The organism is Streptomyces sp. Rer75, from assembly GCF_013414305.1.
GTDB lineage: Bacteria > Actinomycetota > Actinomycetes > Streptomycetales > Streptomycetaceae > Streptomyces > Streptomyces himastatinicus.
In genome coordinates, this window is sequence record NZ_CP058693.1 from 115,740 (window position 1) to 135,234 (window position 19,495).

A 19,495-nucleotide genomic window follows, 5' to 3' on the forward strand; every position below is an offset into this window, starting at 1 on the left:
TACCGATGGTCAGGCAAGCCGGTACTCCCACCCCTCGCGCCAGCCGAAATCGGCCTCCACCAGTTCTTCCAGCGGCTTGCCGTCAATAAAGTGGTCGAATGCCCACCGAGTGGCGACGTGTCCGATGACCAGGATCCGGGTGTCCGACCAGCGCAAGGGCAGATCCGCCAGGAAGCGGCCCACGCGGTCCACCGCCTGCCGCCAGCTCTCACCACCCGGATAGGGCTGGTCGATGCGCTGGGCTCGGCTGCGATGCAACTCAGCGGCGGGCATGCCGTTCCCGTCACCGTAGTCGCATTCCCGCAGCCGCCAATCGTGCAGCACCGGAATGTCAGAGCCCGCGAACGCCAGAGACGCAGTCTCGACCGCACGAGCCAGATCCGAGGTGAACACGGCGCTGATGCCATCCTTCCGCCGCCGCTCACCCAGCTCCACGGCCAAGCCCCTACCCCGTTCGGAAAGCCGTCCAGGCAACCACCCAGTGGCGATCCCTCGGTCGTTGTCCTGGCTCCATGAGTGCGTCTCGAAAACGATTTCCAACGACATGCCGCCACGCTAACGCCATATCCCGAGCCCCCTGCCCTGCTTCTCCCAGAGCGGACAACCCTCAACCGACAGGGCAACCGGCGCTCAGTCCCGGGGCTCCCCGGCTTCACCGCCGAAACCGTCAGGTGCACTCGCGCTCTTGCTCGTCATCATCCTCAGATGCTTCAGGGACACAACGAAATGACGGGAAGAGCAGCACTGACTGATGGGGATTCTTGAAAACGGCCAGGGATGCTCCTCGCATCACTCGCTCTGGTGTTCAACGAAGTGGGGAGTTTCAAAGGAGCGTGGCCCGGGTCGTCGGCTTGGGTCTCCCGCTCGTGGAGTGTGCGGGACGTGTCGAGACGTCGAGACACTGGCTTCGTGTCGGTGGCCAATCCGGGATCCTCACGCGCGGCCACACCAGCGATCAGCTGCCTGCGGAGAGGTCCCCGTCAAGGAGCTGTGCCGTGAGTTCCATGCACCGCGTCCGGGCCGCGGAGAAGCCGTAGGGCATCTTGGTGACCGCTTCGAAGGCGCTCATCTGGGCGTCCTCCTCGCCGCTTGCCTCGGCGTCGTCGATCTCGAAGAGCTTCTCCTCGGCCGCGTCCAGTCCGGCCGCTTCAATGGCCTGGAGCAGGGCCTTGTGGTGGGCGCAGTGCTGCGCGGCGAGTTCCTCGACCTGCGGGTCGTGGGGGTCGACGGTGTCATCGAGGGCGGCGTCGGCCGCGTCGAGGCGGTCTGCCTCGGCCCGTAGGTCGGGGTGGGTGGCCAGGGTGATGAACACGCTGGCCTGAATTGCGGCTCCCAGCGGCCCGAAGATCCGTTCCGTGACCAGCAGGGCGTCCAGGTCGGAGGGGCGCAGTGCGCCAGAAGGCAGGTGGCTGAGCCGGTCCGTGACCAATGGGGAGAGCAAGCCCAGTGGGCTGCCCACGACCCGCAGGCGCTGGACTGCCGCGCGCTGACGTTTGATGGCGGCCTCCTGGGCGGCCAGGGTCTCCTCCAGCCGGCCCAGGACGTCCTCCATGTCCCGGGCTTCGTCGAAGGCGGCCCGCATGTCGTCCAGGCTGATGCCGGCCTCGGACATCTTGCGGATCCACAGCAGGCGGATCATGTCGTCGTAGCCGTAGCGGCGGCGTCCGTCTCCGCCTCGCTCGGGCTCCGGCAGCAGACCGATCTGGTGGTAGTGGCGAATGGCGCGCGGGGTGGTCCCGGCGAAGGCGGCGGCATCACCGATCTTGACCTCGCGGGGAGGCGTGACGGAGGGGTACATCGCAGACAGGGCCTTTCGTGCTGTGGTGCCCTCGACGACACCACATGCCGCTACGGCATATGCAACTACACACCACCCAGATCCTGACGGACTATCGGGCGGTCCCTCGCTATGGGTGTCCCGTACCAGGACAGGCCCGGAATGGGTGGGGAGATCCGTCGAGCAGGTCTGATGGCACCCCGAGCAGGGGTTGGGGATTTTCAAGGAGCCCCATCATCTCTACGGATACGACCCTGTTGAGGAGGGCCTTTGGTGGACCGATCCCACGGCATACGACTGAAGCCATCCAGCCTCAGCCATTAGCACCGGCGTACTTACGAGAACTTGCCTCCTGCACCACACGCCCTCTCCGGTCGCAAGGTCCCTCCGGGCTTCTGAATCGATGTAAGGAACAGTCGCCAAGCGCAGAAGACGAATCAGCACCTTGCTGCGGTGGCTGAAGCGGCGAGCACCGGATCGTCTTTGCACGTGCCTCCTGGTATCCGCTGGTCATGTACCGTGCGCTGCTGAGGCACTTGCCCCATGAGCGCGGCGGCTTTTTGATGGGGCAGCCGAGGACGCAGTGGAGGAGCTCGGGGTCGTACTGGCGTGGGCAAACGGCCATGAGGACGGGGCGGCTGGCGATACGGATGCGGGTGGTGAACCACGACCAAGCGCAGGACGTGGGGTTAAGGCGGCTGATGATGTAGGACCAGTGGGGGCGAGGTAGCCGAATGCCTCCCGGACGGCTCGCGTCGCCCTCGACTCCGGGCGGCCCGGGGCTGCCGACGGTTCACCCCTCGGTCGTTCCGTCCGGCTTGATCAGGCGGAAGCCGGTGTAGCGCACGAGTGCTGCGGGGACCTCGACCGATCCATCCTGGCGCTGGTTCTGTTCCAGAATCGCGACGATGGTCCTCCCGATTGGCAGGCCGGACCCGTTCAGCGTGGCGACGTACTCCTTAGTCTTGCCGCGACGCACGCGGATGCCGGCCCGACGTGCCTGGAAGTCGCCGCAGTCCGAGACCGACGAGACTTCCCGGTAGCAGTTCTGGCTTGGTAGCCACACCTCAAGGTCGTAGGTCCTCCTGGCCGAGAAACCGAGGTCGGCCGCCCTCAGGTCGACCACCCGGTAGTGCAAATCGAGCCGTTGGAGGCACTCCTCGGCATGGGAAAGCAGGAGCTCGAGTTGGGCCGTGGCCTCGCTTCGTAGGCAAAACCGCACGAGTTCCACCTTCGAGAATTGGTGGAGCCTGATGACTCCCCTGGTGTCACGACCGTATGATCCGGCCTCGGCTCGGAAGCAGGCGGTGTGCGCGGTGAGGCCTAGAGGCAATGCATCTGCGTCAATCATCTCCCTCGCGTAGAGGTTGACGAGCGGTACCTCTGCTGTCGGGATGAGGTACAGGGAGCGGCCCGCCACCTGTGTGGCGAACAAGTCCTCGGTGAATTTGGGCAGTTGGCCCGTTCCTGTCATCGACTGTGGGTTCACCAGGTAAGGGACGCTGTGTTCGCTGTAGTGATGTTCCTTGGTGTGTAGGTCGAGAAAGAAGGAGACCAGGGCCCGCTCCAGCGCCGCTCCGGCGCCGCGGAACACCGCGAATCGGGCGCCGGACAGCTTGCTCGCGCGCTGGAGATCGAGGATGCCTGCCGAGGACGCCAGCTCTACGTGATCGCGCGGTTCGAAGTGGAAGGCGGGCGCCCGGCCCCAGGACTGGACTTCGACTGGCGGGTCCTCCGGCCCTCCGTCCGGCGCCTCATCCGACGGGACGTTGGGAATGGCCAGTAGTGCGGCGTCCAACTGCGCTTCCGCAGCGCGCTGGCTCACCTCGGCCTCCCGGATGCTCTCCTTCAGGCCCTTGGCGGCAGCCATATCCTCCGGTGTCCTGGCGTCAGGCCGCTCGGCCATCGTGCGGGATACCTTGTTGAGCGCCGCACGCAGGGAATCACGACGGGAGATCGCTTCGGCCCGCTGCTTGGTTAGTTTTCTCAGGGCTTCGAGGTCGAGGTAATGGTGGCGACGCCTCAGCCGCCATTCCACCGAAGCGTCGGGCCTCACAAGATCCTGTAGATCGTGCACTGTACCCTCCTCAGGTCCGTTTGGCCCCCGCTACTCGGCAAGAGCTTCTTCGATCAGTCCGGCCAGTCGCGCCGGATCGGCTTCGGCCAGTTGCGGCCAAGCCGTAATGACCGTGTCCGGACCGCCGACACCGCGGAACTTCTCGGCGACGAGTTCTTGGTGTCGGGCCCGCAGGTCGGGCCCAATGGCGCCCCGCGGAACTGAGTACTGGCATGTGTACGAGCGCCCATCGATCATCCGTGCGGTCACCCGCGCGGGAGTCGGCTTCGCCGTGTCCTCGAAGTGGTCCAACGGTCCGTCGAGGGGGCCCACGAGGTCAGCCAGTTCAGGACCGCCAAAGCTGTGTAGCCACGCAGTGGAGAGTGCGCCAGCCTGGCGCAGGGCCTCGCCGAAGGGCGCATCCCCGAGCATCAGCGTGCGAGTCATCTCTGGGTCGTGGACGAGCCGCACCTTAGCGGCCAAGGCCCACCGGTCCGCGCCGTCGACCGCAGGGTGGGAGAAATCCTCGATCGAGAGCGCGCCCTTCAGTAACGCGGTCGCCAAGGGGTATGGGGTCGTCAGAACTAAAGCGCCCACAGGGGTGTTCGCCCCGTTGAGGTAAGGTTCCGCCTTCCGTGCCGCCCACAGGGTGTACATGGAGCACTCGACAACGACCTCCGAGACATCATCCACCCTCCACTGCCCCATACGGCCATGCAGGTCTGCGGCACAGTCGATGGCCGCGTCGATCCCCGGCCCCCCAGGGTGCAGTTTGAACGACAGCGTCTCGGTGTGCCATCGCTTGCCCAGTCCTAGTGTCACGGTCTCTGGCAAGGGCACTTCGGCGAATTGGGCAAGGAAGCCATCGGCATGCTCCAGGAGGTCTTCGGCTCCGCGTAGCCCACCCAGCGCCGCGTCACAGGCGTCGAGTCCCATGCGTACGCCAACCGGCACATGCAGCAGGCGTGCGTCACTCGTGAGGAAACCGCGCATCAAGGTCCACGGCGGCGCGCTCAGCGCCAGAGCCAGCGCTTGGGCCCACTCTGCCGCGGTGGCCCGCTGACAAGCGAGCCGGGCGGCCACCGCCCCCACCACGTGCGTGTGCAACGCCGTCTGGCCGCGGAACGGTCCGAGAGTGGCTGCCGCCGTGATTCGGGCCGCGCATTCGTCCGCGAGAATGACCGCGCGCAGCAGGTCGGCCCCCGCCAAGCCGAGGTGGTACACGTAAGCGAGCGAGACACCCACTGTGGATGGCCCCAGATGGCCAGCGTACGCAGTGTCGTCCAGGTTCAGCCACGCTCCGGCCCCGGATAGGACGCGGGCCGATTGCGCGACGTCTTGCTGTAACGGTTCGCCGAGGGCCAGAACGAGCCTCCTGCCGTCCTCCTGTCCGAGGCCAGTGCGGATCGCCGCCAACTGAGACAGAACGTGGCTGGCTGCGAACGCGCGTACCCGCTCAGGGACGTCGTCGAGTTCCAGGGAACTCGCCCAATCAGCAAGTGCGGACAGTTGTGTGTGTCGCACCTCGGCGGTACCGGGGTGGGCGGTCATTGCAGTCACCCACCCGGCCTGAGGTGATGGGTGAAGGCGGGGAACCCGCCAAGGAGAACCTCAACAGTGATCGAAGATAGATCACTCTCGAGTGCCTCACCGTCGCTCTCGAAGCGTAGCGGCAGCCCGTCGGTCCGTTCGAGCGTCACCCGACGACCACGCGCGTAAGTAACACCCTCCCGTCCCAGATGGTCCCCCGATCGCGTCAGATCGAGCATAGTCAGGGGTGGTACGGCGGCATCGAGCACGCAGACATCCAGGAGCCCATCGTCTCGTACGGACCTGGGCAGGATGTTGTAAACGCCCGCGCGGTGCCGCCCACCGCCCACGTTCACGAGCGTCGTGAGGCCGGAGTGGACGACCCTCCCATCCACCACGACGCGCCCCATATACGGTTCGAAGGTGTTCAACACCCGGGATATCGCTTGCTGATACTTGTCACGGCCCCCAACCAACACGGAGCGGGACTCTGCGGTGGCCTCAGCGAAGAGGCCCGTACTCACACCGAGCACAACTATCCTGTCAAGACCATCGACCCTGGCGAGATCGAGATATCTCAGCTCGGCACCACGCAGGGTCAGCGCCGACTCCAGAGCCGTCCCCCACGGGACGTCGTCCCACAAGGACCGGTAGTTCGAGTTCCCAGTGCCGCCCGGCATGACGACCAGAGGAATCCTGCAGGCGCTTCGGGCCATTCCCTCGACGACCTCGCGAAGAGTTCCGTCACCCCCCACGGAGACAATCATGTCGGGGGGCCCTGCGTGCGACTCGCCGTCGACGAGCTGGGCGACAATGGCGGTGGCGTGTCCCTGGCATTCGGTCCACCAGACATCTACGGAATCAGAGAATATCCTGCACAATGATTTCATCTCTGCAACCCGATCGCGAGTTGTGGATCCTGCGGCCGGGTTGGCAACGATGGTTACATGACGGTTTCTCAGGGGTAGCGAGCCGTTCTTGTTCAAGAGGTCCCCGCGATCCATGAGGAGAACGAAGGAAGTTACTTTTGAGCAGAGAGGGCAGGATTCGTACCTGCGCGGGCAAGACCCGTCCGAGTCGACACCCGGACCCCGTTGGGCCACTTCGGGTACCTCTCCCAAACACCGCACGCCAACCACACGCACGGGACTTACGCGGAGAGGGCAGGATTCGAACCTGCGCGGGTAAAACCCGTCCGAGTCGACACCCGGACCCCGTTGGGCCACTTCGGGTACCTCTCCCAAACACCGCACGCCAACCACACGCACGGGACTTACGCGGAGAGGGCAGGATTCGAACCTGCGCGGGTAAAACCCGTCCGAGTCGACACCCGGACCCCGTTGGGCCACTTCGGGTACCTCTCCCAAACACCGCACGCCAACCACACGCACGGGACTTACGCGGAGAGGGCAGGATTCGAACCTGCGCGGGTAAAACCCGTCCGAGTCGACACCCGGACCCCGTTGGGCCACTTCGGGTACCTCTCCCAAACACCGCACGCCAACCACACGCACGGGACTTACGCGGAGAGGGCAGGATTCGAACCTGCGCGGGTAAAACCCGTCCGAGTCGACACCCGGACCCCGTTGGGCCACTTCGGGTACCTCTCCCAAACACCGCACGCCAACCACACGCACGGGACTTACGCGGAGAGGGCAGGATTCGAACCTGCGCGGGTAAAACCCGTCCGAGTCGACACCCGGACCCCGTTGGGCCACTTCGGTACCTCTCCCAAACACCGCACGCCAACCACACGCACGGGACTTACGCGGAGAGGGCAGGATTCGAACCTGCGCGGGTAAAACCCGTCCGAGTCGACACCCGGACCCCGTTGGGCCACTTCGGGTACCTCTCCCAAACACCGCACGCCAACCACACGCACGGGACTTACGCGGAGAGGGCAGGATTCGAACCTGCGCGGGTAAAACCCGTCCGAGTCGACACCCGGACCCCGTTGGGCCACTTCGGGTACCTCTCCCCGGTGCTGCACCGATTTCCTTCGATGGAGCCCCGTTGGTGAACACTCTGCCACACTGTGCTGACAACTTCCTGATATCTCGCTGACGGCTTAGACGAAGGCACCTTCCCTGTCTTGGCGAGAAGCCCGCTCTATTCCAATTCTCCTTGCATCGGCCGCAGATGAAGCACATCGACTCAAAGGCTTTGTGCTCGCCGATGCGTCAGAAGGAGCTGTGCGCGTTCCGCAGGGAGAGTCATGGCCCGGCGAACCCGCTGCTGGCGTCTTGTTCGGGAAACGCAAAACAGCTCCCTCCCAGTTGAAGTGCTACTACTGGAAGGGAGCTGGGAGCCGTACCAGTGACATGGCAAGCCACCCGCCGCGGGGAGGCCGCTCGCGGTAGCCCCGTAGTGGCGGCCCGGGCGGATGAGGAGCCAGTGTCATGGCTTCTCATCTATGGGTATGAGTGCCTTCCGTGTCGCTTACCCAGCTCATGAGCTTGCGCAGCTCCTTGCCGGTGGTCTCCAGGAGGTGGTCCTCGTCCGCCTTCTTCAGCTCGTTGTACTTCGGCAGACCGGCGTTGTACTCCGCCATCCAGTTCTTGGCGAAGGTGCCGTCCTGGATCTCGCCGAGGATCTTCTTCATCTCGGTCTTGGTGGAGTCGTTGATGATCCGCGGGCCGGAGACGTAGTCGCCCCACTCGGCGGTCTCGGAGATCGACCAGCGCATCTTCTCCAGGCCGCCCTCGTACATGAGGTCCACGATCAGCTTCAGCTCGTGGAGGCACTCGAAGTACGCGATCTCCGGCTGGTAACCGGCCTCGGTCAGGGTCTCGAACCCGGCCTTGACCAGCGCCGCGGTGCCACCGCACAGCACCGCCTGCTCACCGAAGAGGTCGGTCTCGGTCTCCTCGGTGAAGGTGGTCTTGATGACACCGGCGCGGGTGCCGCCGATGCCCTTGGCGTACGAGAGGGCGAGCGGGAAGGCGTTGCCCGTGGCGTCCTGCTCGACGGCCGCGATGCACGGCACGCCGCGGCCTTCCTCGTACTGGCGGCGGACCAGGTGGCCCGGGCCCTTGGGGGCGACCATGCAGACGTCGACGTTGGCCGACGGCTTGATGAAGTCGTACCGGATGTTGAGGCCGTGGCCGAAGAACAGCGCGTCGCCGTCCTTCAGGTTGTCCTTCACGGACTCCTCGTAGACCTTGGCCTGGATCGGGTCCGGGACCAGGATCATGATCACGTCGGCCTCGGCGGTCGCCTCCGCCGGGCTCACCACGCGCAGGCCCTGCTCCTCGGCCTTGGCCTTGGACTTGGAGCCCTCGTGCAGGCCGACGCGGACGTCGACGCCCGAGTCGCGCAGCGACAGCGCGTGGGCGTGGCCCTGGCTGCCGTACCCAAGGATCGCGACCTTGCGACCCTGGATGATGGACAGGTCGGCGTCGTCGTCGTAGAACAGCTCGGCCACTGGAACGTCTCCTAAGATGTGGGGCGGCTGGTCAAGCGACGCGCTTGAGACCGTGTACCGCGCTGGTTGTGAGGGAATGCGAACCGCGGCCGATCCCGATCGTGCCGGACTGGACTAGCTCCTTGATGCCAAACTGTTCCAGCATCTTGAGCATCGCCTCGAGCTTGTCACTCGTCCCAGTGGCTTCGATCGTGATGGTCTCCAGAGAGACATCCACGGTCTTGGCGCGGAACAGCTGGACGATCTCGACGATCTGGGAGCGGGTCTCGTTGTCCGCGCGAACCTTCACCAGCACGAGCTGGCGCTGGATCGAGGTACCGGGCTCGAGTTCGACAATCTTCAGGACGTTGACCAGCTTGGTTATGTGCTTGATGACCTGCTCGAGTAGGGGTTCCTTGGCGTTGACCACGATGGTGATGCGGGAGATGTCGGGGTGCTCGGTGACACCTTCGGCGAGTGAGTCGATGTTGAAGCCGCGGCGGGAGAACAGGGCGGCGATCCGGGCGAGGATGCCGGGGGTGTTCTCCACCAGGACGGAGAGCGTGTGCTTGGACATGCGATGCGTCTCTCTTCTTCTCTCTCGGTCCCGGCTCAGTCGTCTTCGCTGTCGCCGAAGTCCGGGCGGGTGTCACGCGCCGCCAGGATCTCGTCGTTGGAGGTGCCGGCCGCGACCATCGGCCAGACCATGGCGTCCTCGTGGACGATGAAGTCCACGACCACCGGGCGGTCGTTGATCGCGTTGGCCTTCTCGATCACGGCGTCGAGGTCGGCCGGGTCCTCGCAGCGGATGCCGATGCAGCCCATGGCCTCGGCGAGCTTCACGAAGTCCGGGACCCGGGTGCCCGCACTGGGCTGGCCGGCGTCAGCACCGGGGCCGGAGTGCAGCACGGTGTTGGAGTAGCGCTGGTTGTAGAACAGGGTCTGCCACTGGCGGACCATGCCCAGCGCGCCGTTGTTGATGATCCCGACCTTGACCGGGATGTTGTTCAGCGCGCAGGTGACCAGCTCCTGGTTGGTCATCTGGAAGCAGCCGTCACCGTCGATCGCCCAGACCGTACGGTCCGGCACACCGGCCTTGGCGCCCATGGCGGCCGGGACCGCGTACCCCATGGTCCCGGCGCCGCCCGAGTTCAGCCAGGTCGCGGGCTTGTCGTAGGTGATGAAGTGGGCGGCCCACATCTGGTGCTGGCCGACGCCCGCGGCGAAGATCGTGTCCTCCGGGGCCAGCTCGCCGATCCGCTGGATGACCTGCTGCGGCGACAGGCTGCCGTCCTCGGGCAGGTCGTAGCCGAGCGGATAGGTCTCGCGCCACCGGTTCAGGTCCTCCCACCAGCCGCTGTAGTCGCCGGTGTGGCCCGCGTCGTGCTCGGCCTGGACCGCGACGACCAGATCCGCGATGACCTCGCGGGCGTCACCGACGATCGGCACGTCGGCGGCGCGGTTCTTGCCGATCTCCGCCGGGTCGATGTCCGCGTGCACGATCTTGGCGTACGGGGCGAACGAGTCGAGCTTGCCGGTGACCCGGTCGTCGAAGCGCGTGCCGAGCGCCACGATCAGGTCCGCCTTCTGCAGGCTGGTGACGGCGGCGACGGTGCCGTGCATGCCCGGCATGCCGAGGTGCTGTTCGTGGCTGTCAGGGAACGCGCCGAGCCCCATCAGGGTGGTGGTGACCGGCGCCCCGGTCAGCTCGGCCAGCACCCTCAGCTCGGCGGTGGCGTGCGCCTTGACGACGCCGCCGCCCACGTACAGCACCGGGCGCTCGGCCTGGGCGATCAGCCGGGCGGCCTCGCGGATCTGCTTGGCGTGCGGCTTGGTCACCGGGCGGTAGCCGGGCAGATCGGTCTGCGGCGGCCAGGAGAAGGTGGTCTTGGCCTGCAGCGCGTCCTTGGCGATGTCGACCAGGACCGGGCCCGGGCGGCCGGTGGCGGCGATGTGGAACGCCTCGGCGATCGTGCGCGGGATGTCCTCGGCCTTGGTGACCAGGAAGTTGTGCTTGGTGATCGGCATCGTGATGCCACAGATGTCCGCCTCCTGGAAGGCGTCCGTACCGATGGCCTTGGAGGCCACCTGGCCGGTGATCGCGACGATCGGGACCGAGTCCATGTGGGCGTCGGCGATCGGGGTGACCAGGTTGGTGGCGCCGGGGCCCGAGGTCGCCATGCAGACGCCGACCTTGCCGGTGGCCTGGGCGTAACCGGTGGCGGCGTGGCCCGCACCCTGCTCGTGGCGGACGAGTACGTGCCTGACCTTCGCGGAGTCCATCATCGGGTCGTACGCGGGGAGGATCGCACCGCCGGGGATCCCGAAGACGGTGTCGGCGCCCACCTCCTCGAGCGAACGGATGAGCGACTGCGCACCCGTGACGTGCTCAACAGCGGACGACCGTTCGGCGGTCCGGGGCAATGACTGCGGCGTGTGGAACGCTCCAGGTTGTTCGGTCATCGGTGTTTTCACGCCGGTGCGGATCATTCGTCGACGGACGCGAGCAGCGCGTCCAGTTGGTGCAGCGCCTCGTCTGCCCCCTGGGCGGCCGCACTATCGTCGGGGTCTGCGCACAGCTGGACGAAGAAGGCGGCCAGTCGCTGCTGGGCGTCGTCGAGGACTTCGGTGGGGTTCTGCAGTGTCGTCATGGTCGTGCCTTCCTTGGGACGGGTCCGGTGTCGTCACATGGCATTCGCGGCACGCCAGATGTTCACGAACCCCTCGGCGCTAGCTTTTCCCGGGAATGCCGCATACTCGGTGAGAACGAGACTTTGGTTCCATTTCTGCTTGTAGGCAAGCTGTGAGGTAGCGGGATATACCACCTGGTTCTCCCACAAGTAGTTCATGAGCCATTTGAATCCCTGGCTGTGGCCGGGTACTTCGCGGTCGTCGCTGAGGTTGGTGAACGGGGTGAATCCGAAATGCAGCCAGGGGATTCCCTCTTCGCGAAACACGTCGATGGCGGATTTGTTGATTGCTTCCATGACGCCTGCGGGACTGTCAGGGAGGCGACGACTCAGGTCATGCATCCAGCCCTTGTTGGTGCCATACACCGGCGAATACAGGACATAGCCGATGGCTTCGCCGTCGATGTGCCCGATGAACAGTCGGCGGTGCTTCTGCATCTTTCCGCCAGTCTGGCCCACGAGGTACTCGAGAGGGCGAGCCCCTTCCCCCTTGAGCGGCAGCCACCGAGTGTCGATGTTCCGGACGCCGTCCTGCCACTGTTCGTAGTCCGCCTCGGTGATCGTCAAGCCGCTGCGCAGTGCCCGTGAGATCTTGTTACGCAGCTGCATGTAACGCGATCCTGCCAGCGTGAAGGTGCTCAGGTTCACGGCGTAGGAGGCGCCGACCTGGTTCACCGTGAACCCGTGGCGCGCGTAAATCTCGGCGTCCCGTTTCTGCAACTGGATTGCGGCGTGCCTGCGGTTTTGCTGCTGGGCGAACTCGGCGAAGGCGTAGACGAGGTCGACGTAGGAGTCGTCGGGGGCGAATGGGCCAGCGAACTGGATCAGGTAGTCGCCCGCTGGTCGGTACACGATGACGCCCGGGCGGCCCGGGAGCGTGAAGTAGGAGTTCCCCTCGTTGACGGCGAGGAAGGAACTGGGGTTCTCCGCCTGACTGTGTTCCTGTATGGCACTGAGCACATATTCCGCAGAGGCCTGCGAGTCCGTCTCCAGGGTTTGACTGCCCATACCAGGAGGCTCCTTCCTTGTCATCTCTCTTGCGCTTCCCGCTCTTCGACCTAGCTTCGTTTTCTAGGCCGAGGCGCACATCAGAGCACATGGTGCTCCATCGCCCCGATGCAAGCAATACCATATCTGTGAAATCTGGCGACCTGTCAGCCACTTATCACTTACCTGTCAGCTAAAAGCGCATGACATGCGAGAACCCATGACGTCAGGGTGATGTCAGCAGAGCGTGCGATGCTTGTTCCGGTAAAGCCGGATACCCCATGCCGGCTTCCGGATAGTTCTTCCAGGCTTCTGAATGCTGTTCTGCGTCGGGAGCTATCCGTCTCTCCGATGGGTTTCCGGAGGTTAACCCCACATGCGTTCTCTCGATATTGCCCGCGAGGTTTGCGAGCGCCACCACCCCGGGTTGGTCAAGGCGCTCGAGGAACTGCCGCTGCTGGACCGGGAGGCGGCTGACAGCCCTGTCCTGGACATCTTCCGGACGCACGGCGGTGCAGGACTGCTGGTGCCGTCTGCGTATGGTGGAGTCGGTGCCGACGCGCTCGAGGCGGTTCGGGTAACCAGGGCACTGGGAGCCTCCTCGCCCTCACTCGCGGCGGCCGCGACCATGCACAACTTCACGGCAGCGATGCTTTTCGCACTCGCCGACCGGGTGGTGCCGCCGACAGCGGAGCAGAAGGAGTTGCTGTCGCGCGTGGCGCCGGAGGGGATGCTGCTGGCCTCCGGGTGGGCCGAAGGCCGCACCCAGCAGGACATCCTCAACCCGTCGGTGACGGCTACGCAGGTCGATGACGGCTTCTTGCTCAACGGCTCGAAGAAGCCATGCAGCCTGTCGCGTTCGATGAGCATCCTGACGGCGAGCGTCACGCTGCCCAACGAGCACGGTCAGTCCTCCCTTGCCGTACCGCTGATCATGGCTGACTCCCCGGGGATCTCCGTGCATACCTTCTGGGACAGCCCAGTACTAGCGGGCTCACAGAGCCATGAGGTGCGTCTGAAAAACGTGCACGTGCCTGAGCACCTGATCATTCGGGGTACCCCGGACGACCCCAGTCGGCTAGACGACCTCCAAGAGGCGACCTTCGTCTGGTTCGAGCTGCTGATCACCTCGGCGTACGTGGGGGCCGCGAGCACCCTGACGGAGCTGGTCATAAAGCGCGAGCGTGGCGCTGTGACTGACCGTGCCGCGCTCGGTATTCAGTTGGAGGCGGCCGTTGGACTGACTGAGGGAGTGGCCCGGGCCATACGAGACGGCCTTTCTGGCGAGGAGGCCGTCGCGGCGGCCCTGACAGCCCGGTTCGCCGTGCAGAAGGCCCTCTCCGCGATCAATGACCAGGCCGTCGAACTGCTCGGCGGAATCGCGTTCATCAAGTCGCCTGAGATCGCCTACCTATCGTCGGCCCTGCACCCGCTCGCCTTCCACCCGCCGGGCCGCACCAGCTCCTCGCCCCACCTGGTCGAGTACTTCAACGGCGGCCCCCTGCAGATCTGACCCGCGCGGGAGGCGGATCACCCATGGATCAGCTCAACTCTTTCGAGTCACCGTCAACGACGCGTCTGCATCGTGCGGAGTACCTGGTGGGGCTTGGGGTCTCGCTGGTGCTGTTCGTCTGGCACTTAGGCGAGGTCCGCTGGTTCCCGGCGGTCTTCCTGTTCGTCTACATCGACCTGATCGGATACATACCCGGAGCCATCGCCTACCGCAGGAGTGCCGACCATCGCATCCACAAGACGTATTACGTCTTGTACAACACCATGCACAGCCTGCTAACCCAGGGGGCAGTGGTGGGGCTGTGGATCTGGGTGAGCGGGCCGGAATGGGCGCTACTCGTCATCCCGATCCATCTGTGCGCCGACCGCGGGGTGTTCGGAAACTTCCTCAAGCCATTCGCGCTCCCCTTCGAGCCGGTCGTCAACGAGGAGTTCGCTCGGCTGTCACACGCGCTGTTCGGCAGGCCGGCACCCGCAGTGCCGACTGATCCGCAGGCCGTGGACTTCCGGCGGTGACCGCCCCGGTGACCGCGACCCGCCCGACCGCAACCGAGCATGATCAGCGTCTACAGGCTCTACGGGGCATCTCGCGCCAACTGCCCACCGGGGTGGCCGTCATCACGGGCGCGTACGGCGACGCCGTGCACGGGGCCACCGTCAGCACCGCAAGCGTGCTGTCCCAGCAGCCGTTGCGGCTAGGTATCAGTCTTCGCCACGGCTCATACCTGACCAAATTGGTGCAGCAACGGGCCATATTCGTCGTGAACGTGCTGTCGTGCCGCCAAGCGGCCGTGGCGGACTGGTTCGCCGACCCAGAACGCCCCCGGGGACTACGGCAGTTCGATTATGTGCCGTGGACAGCCCACGAACAGACCGGCATTCCGGTGCTCGATGGCACCCTCGCCCACATTACCTGTCGGCTGACCAACGTGATCCCGCTGGGGACCAGTGACGACCTGCTCGTCGCGGAGGTCCTGGAAGGGCACGGCCGGAACGGCCGTCCACTGATCAACTTCAACGGCCAGCTCCATGACGTGGAATTCCGGAGCGTTATCCGGCCCGGTCGCAGGCAGGCCAGCGCCGTCACGCTACTCGAGTAGCAACTGCCCCATACGCACTTACGCGAAAGGAAATCACGACATCATGACGCTTTCCCTCCCTCCCGAGACGGACTGGGATCAGGCACCGGGGCTGCTCGACGGGGCGATGAACCTGGACCTGTCGGCCCAGCACTGCGACCTGCCGTACTGGTTCAGCGGTGTCGCGCAGGGGACGCTGCGCGACCGTGCCAAGACCGGGCACACCATCGCGGAGACCACCCCAGAGCGCATGTGCGCCGACGGCCCGCTGCGTGACGCTCAGATACTGGAGCTTGGCTGCCGGTCAGTGGCCGAGGAGCAGGGGACCAGGGTGCTTGCATACTACGTGGCCAACGCCACCAGCATCGCAGAGATGGACTTCTTCGCGACCCAGCTGATGGACGAGGCTCGGCACTCGATGGTCTTCCGCAACCATCTCATCGAGATGGGCGTCCCGGCCGGGGAGTTGCACTCCACGATCGCCGCGCTATCGGCCGACTACAAGCGGGAAGTGCTCGACCCGATCCTCGGGTTCGCCGTGCGCGCGGTGCGTGACGAGGGCGACTTCATCGGCGGCGTGGCGGTATTCACCATCATCATTGAGGGGGTGCTGGCCCCCGCAGCCGAGCTGAGCGAGCGCAAGTGGAGCCTGATCGACCCCGCAGCCAGCGCCATCGCCCGCGGCGCAGCGATCGACGAAATCCGACACCTGACAGTGGGCAGTTCGATCGTGCGCGAGTACCTGCTGGCGCACCCTGAGTACCGGCCGCGGCTGATGGACATCATCAAGCGCGGCCGCGCGCTGTGGGACGAGATCCCCGACAAGAAGTACATCCTCGAGCGCGAGCACCTGTTTCAAGAGGGCATGCACCAGTACGCCGACGTCATCGGCGACTACGAAGTGTGGCCCGGACAACGGCTGCTGGAAACCACGGCTGAAGAGCGGTACGCGACCGCCGAGGCATGGACAGACAAGATGGCCGCCGCTCGGCTCGCCTATATGGGGCTGGACGAGGCGGTGGAGATCCTCCGTCTGACCTGACCCGGCCTGCGGCGGCGGGCCCCTCCGCCGCCGCGTTCCTCTCTTCCCCGTTTCCCGCAGGAGACTCTGTGGTCGGCACGCAACCAAGTGGGCAGGGCGAGAGTTTTCCGCGCACCCTCACCACTTCCAAGATCGTGTTCATCGTCATCGCAGCAGCCGCTCCGCTGGCCGCGATGGTCTTCACCGTTCCGCTCGCCTTCGCCCTGGGCACCGGGCCAGGCGTGCCCGCGATGTTCGCCTTCGCTGGGCTGACGCTGCTGTGCTTCACCTCCGGTTACGCCGCGATCAGCCGCGAGGTCAGTGGCGGCGGCTTCTACAGACAGATCGCCCACGGCCTGGGGCGTCCGCCCGCTGTGGGCGGCGGCCTGATCGCCGTGGTCTCCTACAACGCCGTCACGGTCGGCGTCCTCGGCGCCTTCGCCTACTTCACCCAATCCGTGGCATCCAGTCATGGGCTGCGTCTGCACTGGGCCGTGTGGGCTGTAGTCGGCCTGTTATTCGTCGGGGTGCTGGGCTACCGCGAAGCCGAGCTGAGCGCGCGGGTGCTGGCGGTGTGCATGGTGTGCGAGATCGCCGTCCTCTTAGCCTTGGACCTGTCCGTCCTGGTCGCCCACGGTGCCGCCGCCTTGCCCAGCACGTCGTTCTCGCCGAACTCCGCTCTCGCCCCCGGCTTGGGGGTGTCTGTTGTGTTTGCGTTCGCCGCCTTCCTCGGCTTCGAATCGGCAGGCCTCTATGGGGAGGAGGCGAAGGACCCAGGCCGCAGCGTGCCGCGTGCGACGGTCGTCGCCGTTGTGGTGGTCGCATCGTTTTACGCCTTCACCAGCTGGATCGCGGTCGGTGCCGTCGGCCCGTCGCAGGTGCGGGAGCAGGCGTCCCGGCATTTGGGGGACCTGTTCTTCGGTCTCAGTGACGCCTACCTCGGGCCGGTCGCGACCACCGTCATGCAACTGCTGCTGTGCACCAGTCTGCTGGCCAGTTGGCTGGCCCTCCACAACGCGGCGAACCGGTACATGCACGTGTTGAGCGGTGATCGGGTTCTGCCTGGCTGGCTGCACCGCGTCCACTCACAGCACGCCTCCGTGCACCGGGCGAGCCTGGCTCAGACCACTGTGAGTTCGGCGGTCGTCTTCGTCTACACCATCGCTGGCCTGGATCCGTACGTGAACTTGTCGACCAGCATGGTCGGCCTAGGTACGCTCGGCGTGATCGTGCTCCAGGCCCTCGCGTCGATCGCCGTGCTGGGTTACTTCCGGCACCGTCCACGGCACTGGTGGCACACTGCCCTGGCCCCGGCGCTGGGGGCCCTGGGGTTGCTGGTTGCGACCGTGCTAATCGTGCGGAACTTCGGGGTGCTGACAGGAACGTCCCACCCTGTGGTCGCCTCCCTGCCCTGGGTCCTAGTGGGCGCTGGAGTTGCCGGTGTGGTCCGGGCCCGGCGCATGCGCTCCCTCTCCCCCGGGCGTTACGCCCGACTCGGCCGGGGGCGCCGCTGCGCCGCCGGTCCTAGGGGCGAGAACTTCGGTGCAACCCCTGGAGGCCGGGACCACTGCGGGAGGGCTCAAGCCCCCCACAACATGAACCGCGCCCCAGGCTCACTCGTCCCTTACCGCAGCGAAAGGACCTCCCCCGTGACGATCCGCTCCGCCTCCGGGCCGGACCTGCCCTTCGGGCCCGCGGACACCCCGTGGCAGAAGACGTTCAGCGGTCTGCGAGTGGTGGATGGCGTGCCCCAAGTCACCGCTCCGTCCGGCGACCCTCGCCAGCTCTACATGGAGATACCCGAAGTTCCCTTCTCAAAGGTTCAAATTCCGCCGAACGGGCTGGACGAACGGCAGTATGCGGAGGCCGAGGGCCTCTTCCGCCGCTACGTGGACAGCCAGACCCACAACTTCGCTGGATACCAGGTCACCAGCGACCTCGACTACCAAGACCGCCTCAGCCACTATCTCGACCGCCACCTCAACAATGTCGGCGACCCCTATCAATCCAGTTCCTACACGCTGAACTCGAAGGCCTTGGAACGGGCCGTACTCGACTACTTCGCTTCCCTCTGGAACGCTAAGTGGCCTCACAACGCGGACGACCCGGAGTCGTACTGGGGCTACGTGCTGACCATGGGGTCCAGCGAGGGCAATCTATATGGGTTGTGGAACGCGCGTGATTACCTGTCAGGCAAGCTGCTGTTGCGACAGGATTGCGCTGGCGAGGCGCCCTCAGTGGTGTACACGCAAGCGCTGCGGCGCAAGGGACAGAGCCCGCACGCCTACGAGCCGGTGGCGTTCTTCTCACAGGACACCCACTACTCGCTGACCAAGGCCGTGCGAGTGCTGGGCATTGACACCTTCCACGCCATCGGCAGCACACGGTACCCAGACCAGAACCCGCTGGGGCCGGGCACCCCCTGGCCGACCGAAGTGCCCTCCGTCGGGGGGGCCGACGGCACCGGCGCCATTGATGTGGACAAGCTCGCCGTCCTGATGCGGTTCTTCGCCAGCAAGGGCTATCCCATCTTGGTCAGCCTCAACTACGGGTCGACGTTCAAAGGGGCCTACGATGACGTGCCCACCGTGGCCCGGACCGTCCGGGAGATCTGCACGGAATACGGCTTGGATGAGCGGCGGGTATACCACGGCCGTGACCGGGACAGCGACTTCGACATGCGCAGCGGGTTCTGGATCCACATCGACGGCGCGCTCGGCGCGGGCTACGCACCCTACCTGCAGATGGCCCGGGACGCTGGGATGGTCGACGATGCGCCGCCGGTTTTCGACTTCCGGCTGCCCGAGGTGCATTCGCTAACCATGAGCGGTCACAAGTGGATTGGCACGCCGTGGGCGTGTGGAGTGTACATGACCCGGACAGGGCTGCAGATGACCCCATCGAGGTCGTCGGAGTACATCGGGGCGGCCGACACCACGTTCGCTGGGTCGCGTAACGGCTTCTCGGCCCTGCTCCTGTGGGACTACCTGTGCCGGCATTCGTACGACGCCCAGGTGCGGCTGGCCGCCGAGTGCGACGGACTGGCGGGCTACGCGCACGACCGGCTGCTGGCCCTCCAAGAAAAGCTGGGCATCGACCTGTGGGTGGCGCGTAGCCCGCAGGCCCTGACGGTCCGGTTCCGCCGGCCCAGTGATGCAATCGTCCGCAAGTACTCGCTGTCCTGTGAAACCATCCATGTGGATGGGGAGGCCCGGGCCTACGTACACCTATACGCGATGAAGCACCTCACGCGGGAGCTGGTGGATGAACTGGTGCGGGACATGCGCCAGTCGGACGCCTTCCCCGACTCCGAGGGCTGCGGGGCGCGCCGGTGGGCAGGGATCGTCCCTGCCTTGGCGCAGGAGGACACCGCAGCCTGCCGCTCCGGACTGCTGCGAGCTCCGGTGACGGGAACCCGCAGTCGCTGATACGGGTGGTTC

General features: G+C 65.6%; 15 protein-coding genes and 8 tRNA genes. 5 read left to right on the plus strand and 18 right to left on the minus strand.

The window, feature by feature from the left end; translation table 11 throughout:
- Positions 1 to 9: 9 nt before the first annotated feature.
- From HYQ63_RS00465 to HYQ63_RS00550, 18 genes are all read right to left on the minus strand, one after another.
- The gene (locus HYQ63_RS00465; protein ID WP_179931989.1) at positions 10 to 546 is read right to left on the minus strand and encodes a histidine phosphatase family protein; all 537 of its coding nucleotides are present in this window, start codon (positions 544 to 546) and stop codon (positions 10 to 12) included.
- A 409-nt stretch (positions 547 to 955) separates the two neighbouring features.
- Positions 956 to 1,798: a MerR family transcriptional regulator gene (locus HYQ63_RS00470; RefSeq protein ID WP_179931990.1), complete on the minus strand. Its 843-nt coding sequence runs from the start codon at positions 1,796 to 1,798 to the stop codon at positions 956 to 958.
- A gap of 772 nt (positions 1,799 to 2,570) precedes the next feature.
- A complete protein-coding gene (serS, locus tag HYQ63_RS00475) occupies positions 2,571 to 3,854 on the minus strand; it encodes a serine--tRNA ligase (protein ID WP_179931991.1) in 1,284 nt (427 codons plus the stop codon).
- 30 nt (positions 3,855 to 3,884) lie between these two features.
- A complete protein-coding gene (locus HYQ63_RS00480; protein WP_179931992.1) occupies positions 3,885 to 5,384 on the minus strand; it encodes an MmgE/PrpD family protein in 1,500 nt (499 codons plus the stop codon).
- A gap of 5 nt (positions 5,385 to 5,389) precedes the next feature.
- On the minus strand, positions 5,390 to 6,367 hold the full coding sequence (locus tag HYQ63_RS00485) for a diacylglycerol kinase family protein (RefSeq protein ID WP_179931993.1): 978 nt from the start codon (positions 6,365 to 6,367) through the stop codon (positions 5,390 to 5,392).
- A 28-nt stretch (positions 6,368 to 6,395) separates the two neighbouring features.
- Positions 6,396 to 6,481 (minus strand) — tRNA-Asp (locus HYQ63_RS00490).
- 37 nt (positions 6,482 to 6,518) lie between these two features.
- Positions 6,519 to 6,604 (minus strand) — tRNA-Asp (locus tag HYQ63_RS00495).
- A gap of 37 nt (positions 6,605 to 6,641) precedes the next feature.
- Positions 6,642 to 6,727 (minus strand) — tRNA-Asp (locus tag HYQ63_RS00500).
- Between the two features lie 37 nt (positions 6,728 to 6,764).
- A tRNA-Asp gene (locus HYQ63_RS00505) sits at positions 6,765 to 6,850 on the minus strand.
- A gap of 37 nt (positions 6,851 to 6,887) precedes the next feature.
- Positions 6,888 to 6,973: transfer RNA gene (locus tag HYQ63_RS00510), tRNA-Asp, on the minus strand.
- Between the two features lie 37 nt (positions 6,974 to 7,010).
- A tRNA-Asp gene (locus HYQ63_RS00515) sits at positions 7,011 to 7,095 on the minus strand.
- Positions 7,096 to 7,132: 37 nt separating this feature from the next.
- Positions 7,133 to 7,218: transfer RNA gene (locus tag HYQ63_RS00520), tRNA-Asp, on the minus strand.
- 37 nt (positions 7,219 to 7,255) lie between these two features.
- Positions 7,256 to 7,341: transfer RNA gene (locus HYQ63_RS00525), tRNA-Asp, on the minus strand.
- Between the two features lie 429 nt (positions 7,342 to 7,770).
- The gene (ilvC, locus tag HYQ63_RS00530; RefSeq protein WP_179931994.1) at positions 7,771 to 8,787 is read right to left on the minus strand and encodes a ketol-acid reductoisomerase; all 1,017 of its coding nucleotides are present in this window, start codon (positions 8,785 to 8,787) and stop codon (positions 7,771 to 7,773) included.
- Positions 8,788 to 8,818: 31 nt separating this feature from the next.
- Positions 8,819 to 9,343 carry an acetolactate synthase small subunit gene (ilvN, locus tag HYQ63_RS00535; RefSeq protein WP_179931995.1) on the minus strand — a complete coding sequence of 175 codons (525 nt, stop codon included), beginning with the start codon at positions 9,341 to 9,343 and terminating at the stop codon, positions 8,819 to 8,821.
- Between the two features lie 35 nt (positions 9,344 to 9,378).
- Complete coding sequence (locus tag HYQ63_RS00540) at positions 9,379 to 11,229, minus strand: acetolactate synthase large subunit (protein WP_179931996.1); 1,851 nt, start codon at positions 11,227 to 11,229, stop codon at positions 9,379 to 9,381.
- Between the two features lie 23 nt (positions 11,230 to 11,252).
- Complete coding sequence (locus HYQ63_RS00545) at positions 11,253 to 11,417, minus strand: hypothetical protein (protein WP_179931997.1); 165 nt, start codon at positions 11,415 to 11,417, stop codon at positions 11,253 to 11,255.
- A 33-nt stretch (positions 11,418 to 11,450) separates the two neighbouring features.
- The gene (locus HYQ63_RS00550) at positions 11,451 to 12,464 is read right to left on the minus strand and encodes a DUF2156 domain-containing protein (RefSeq protein ID WP_179931998.1); all 1,014 of its coding nucleotides are present in this window, start codon (positions 12,462 to 12,464) and stop codon (positions 11,451 to 11,453) included.
- 355 nt (positions 12,465 to 12,819) lie between these two features.
- Here HYQ63_RS00550 and HYQ63_RS00555 point away from each other — a divergent pair, with 355 nt between their 5' ends.
- From HYQ63_RS00555 to HYQ63_RS44180, 5 genes are all read left to right on the plus strand, one after another.
- A complete protein-coding gene (locus HYQ63_RS00555; RefSeq protein WP_179931999.1) occupies positions 12,820 to 13,956 on the plus strand; it encodes an acyl-CoA dehydrogenase family protein in 1,137 nt (378 codons plus the stop codon).
- Positions 13,957 to 13,979: 23 nt separating this feature from the next.
- Complete coding sequence (locus HYQ63_RS00560) at positions 13,980 to 14,471, plus strand: hypothetical protein (RefSeq protein ID WP_179932000.1); 492 nt, start codon at positions 13,980 to 13,982, stop codon at positions 14,469 to 14,471.
- On the plus strand, positions 14,468 to 15,055 hold the full coding sequence (locus HYQ63_RS00565; protein WP_179932001.1) for a flavin reductase family protein: 588 nt from the start codon (positions 14,468 to 14,470) through the stop codon (positions 15,053 to 15,055). The genes HYQ63_RS00560 and HYQ63_RS00565 overlap by 4 nt, the downstream gene beginning before the upstream one ends.
- 43 nt (positions 15,056 to 15,098) lie before the next feature.
- Positions 15,099 to 16,076: a VlmB-like protein gene (locus tag HYQ63_RS00570; RefSeq protein WP_179932002.1), complete on the plus strand. Its 978-nt coding sequence runs from the start codon at positions 15,099 to 15,101 to the stop codon at positions 16,074 to 16,076.
- A gap of 68 nt (positions 16,077 to 16,144) precedes the next feature.
- A complete protein-coding gene (locus HYQ63_RS44180; protein ID WP_257231500.1) occupies positions 16,145 to 19,483 on the plus strand; it encodes a pyridoxal-dependent decarboxylase in 3,339 nt (1,112 codons plus the stop codon).
- Positions 19,484 to 19,495: the final 12 nt, after the last annotated feature.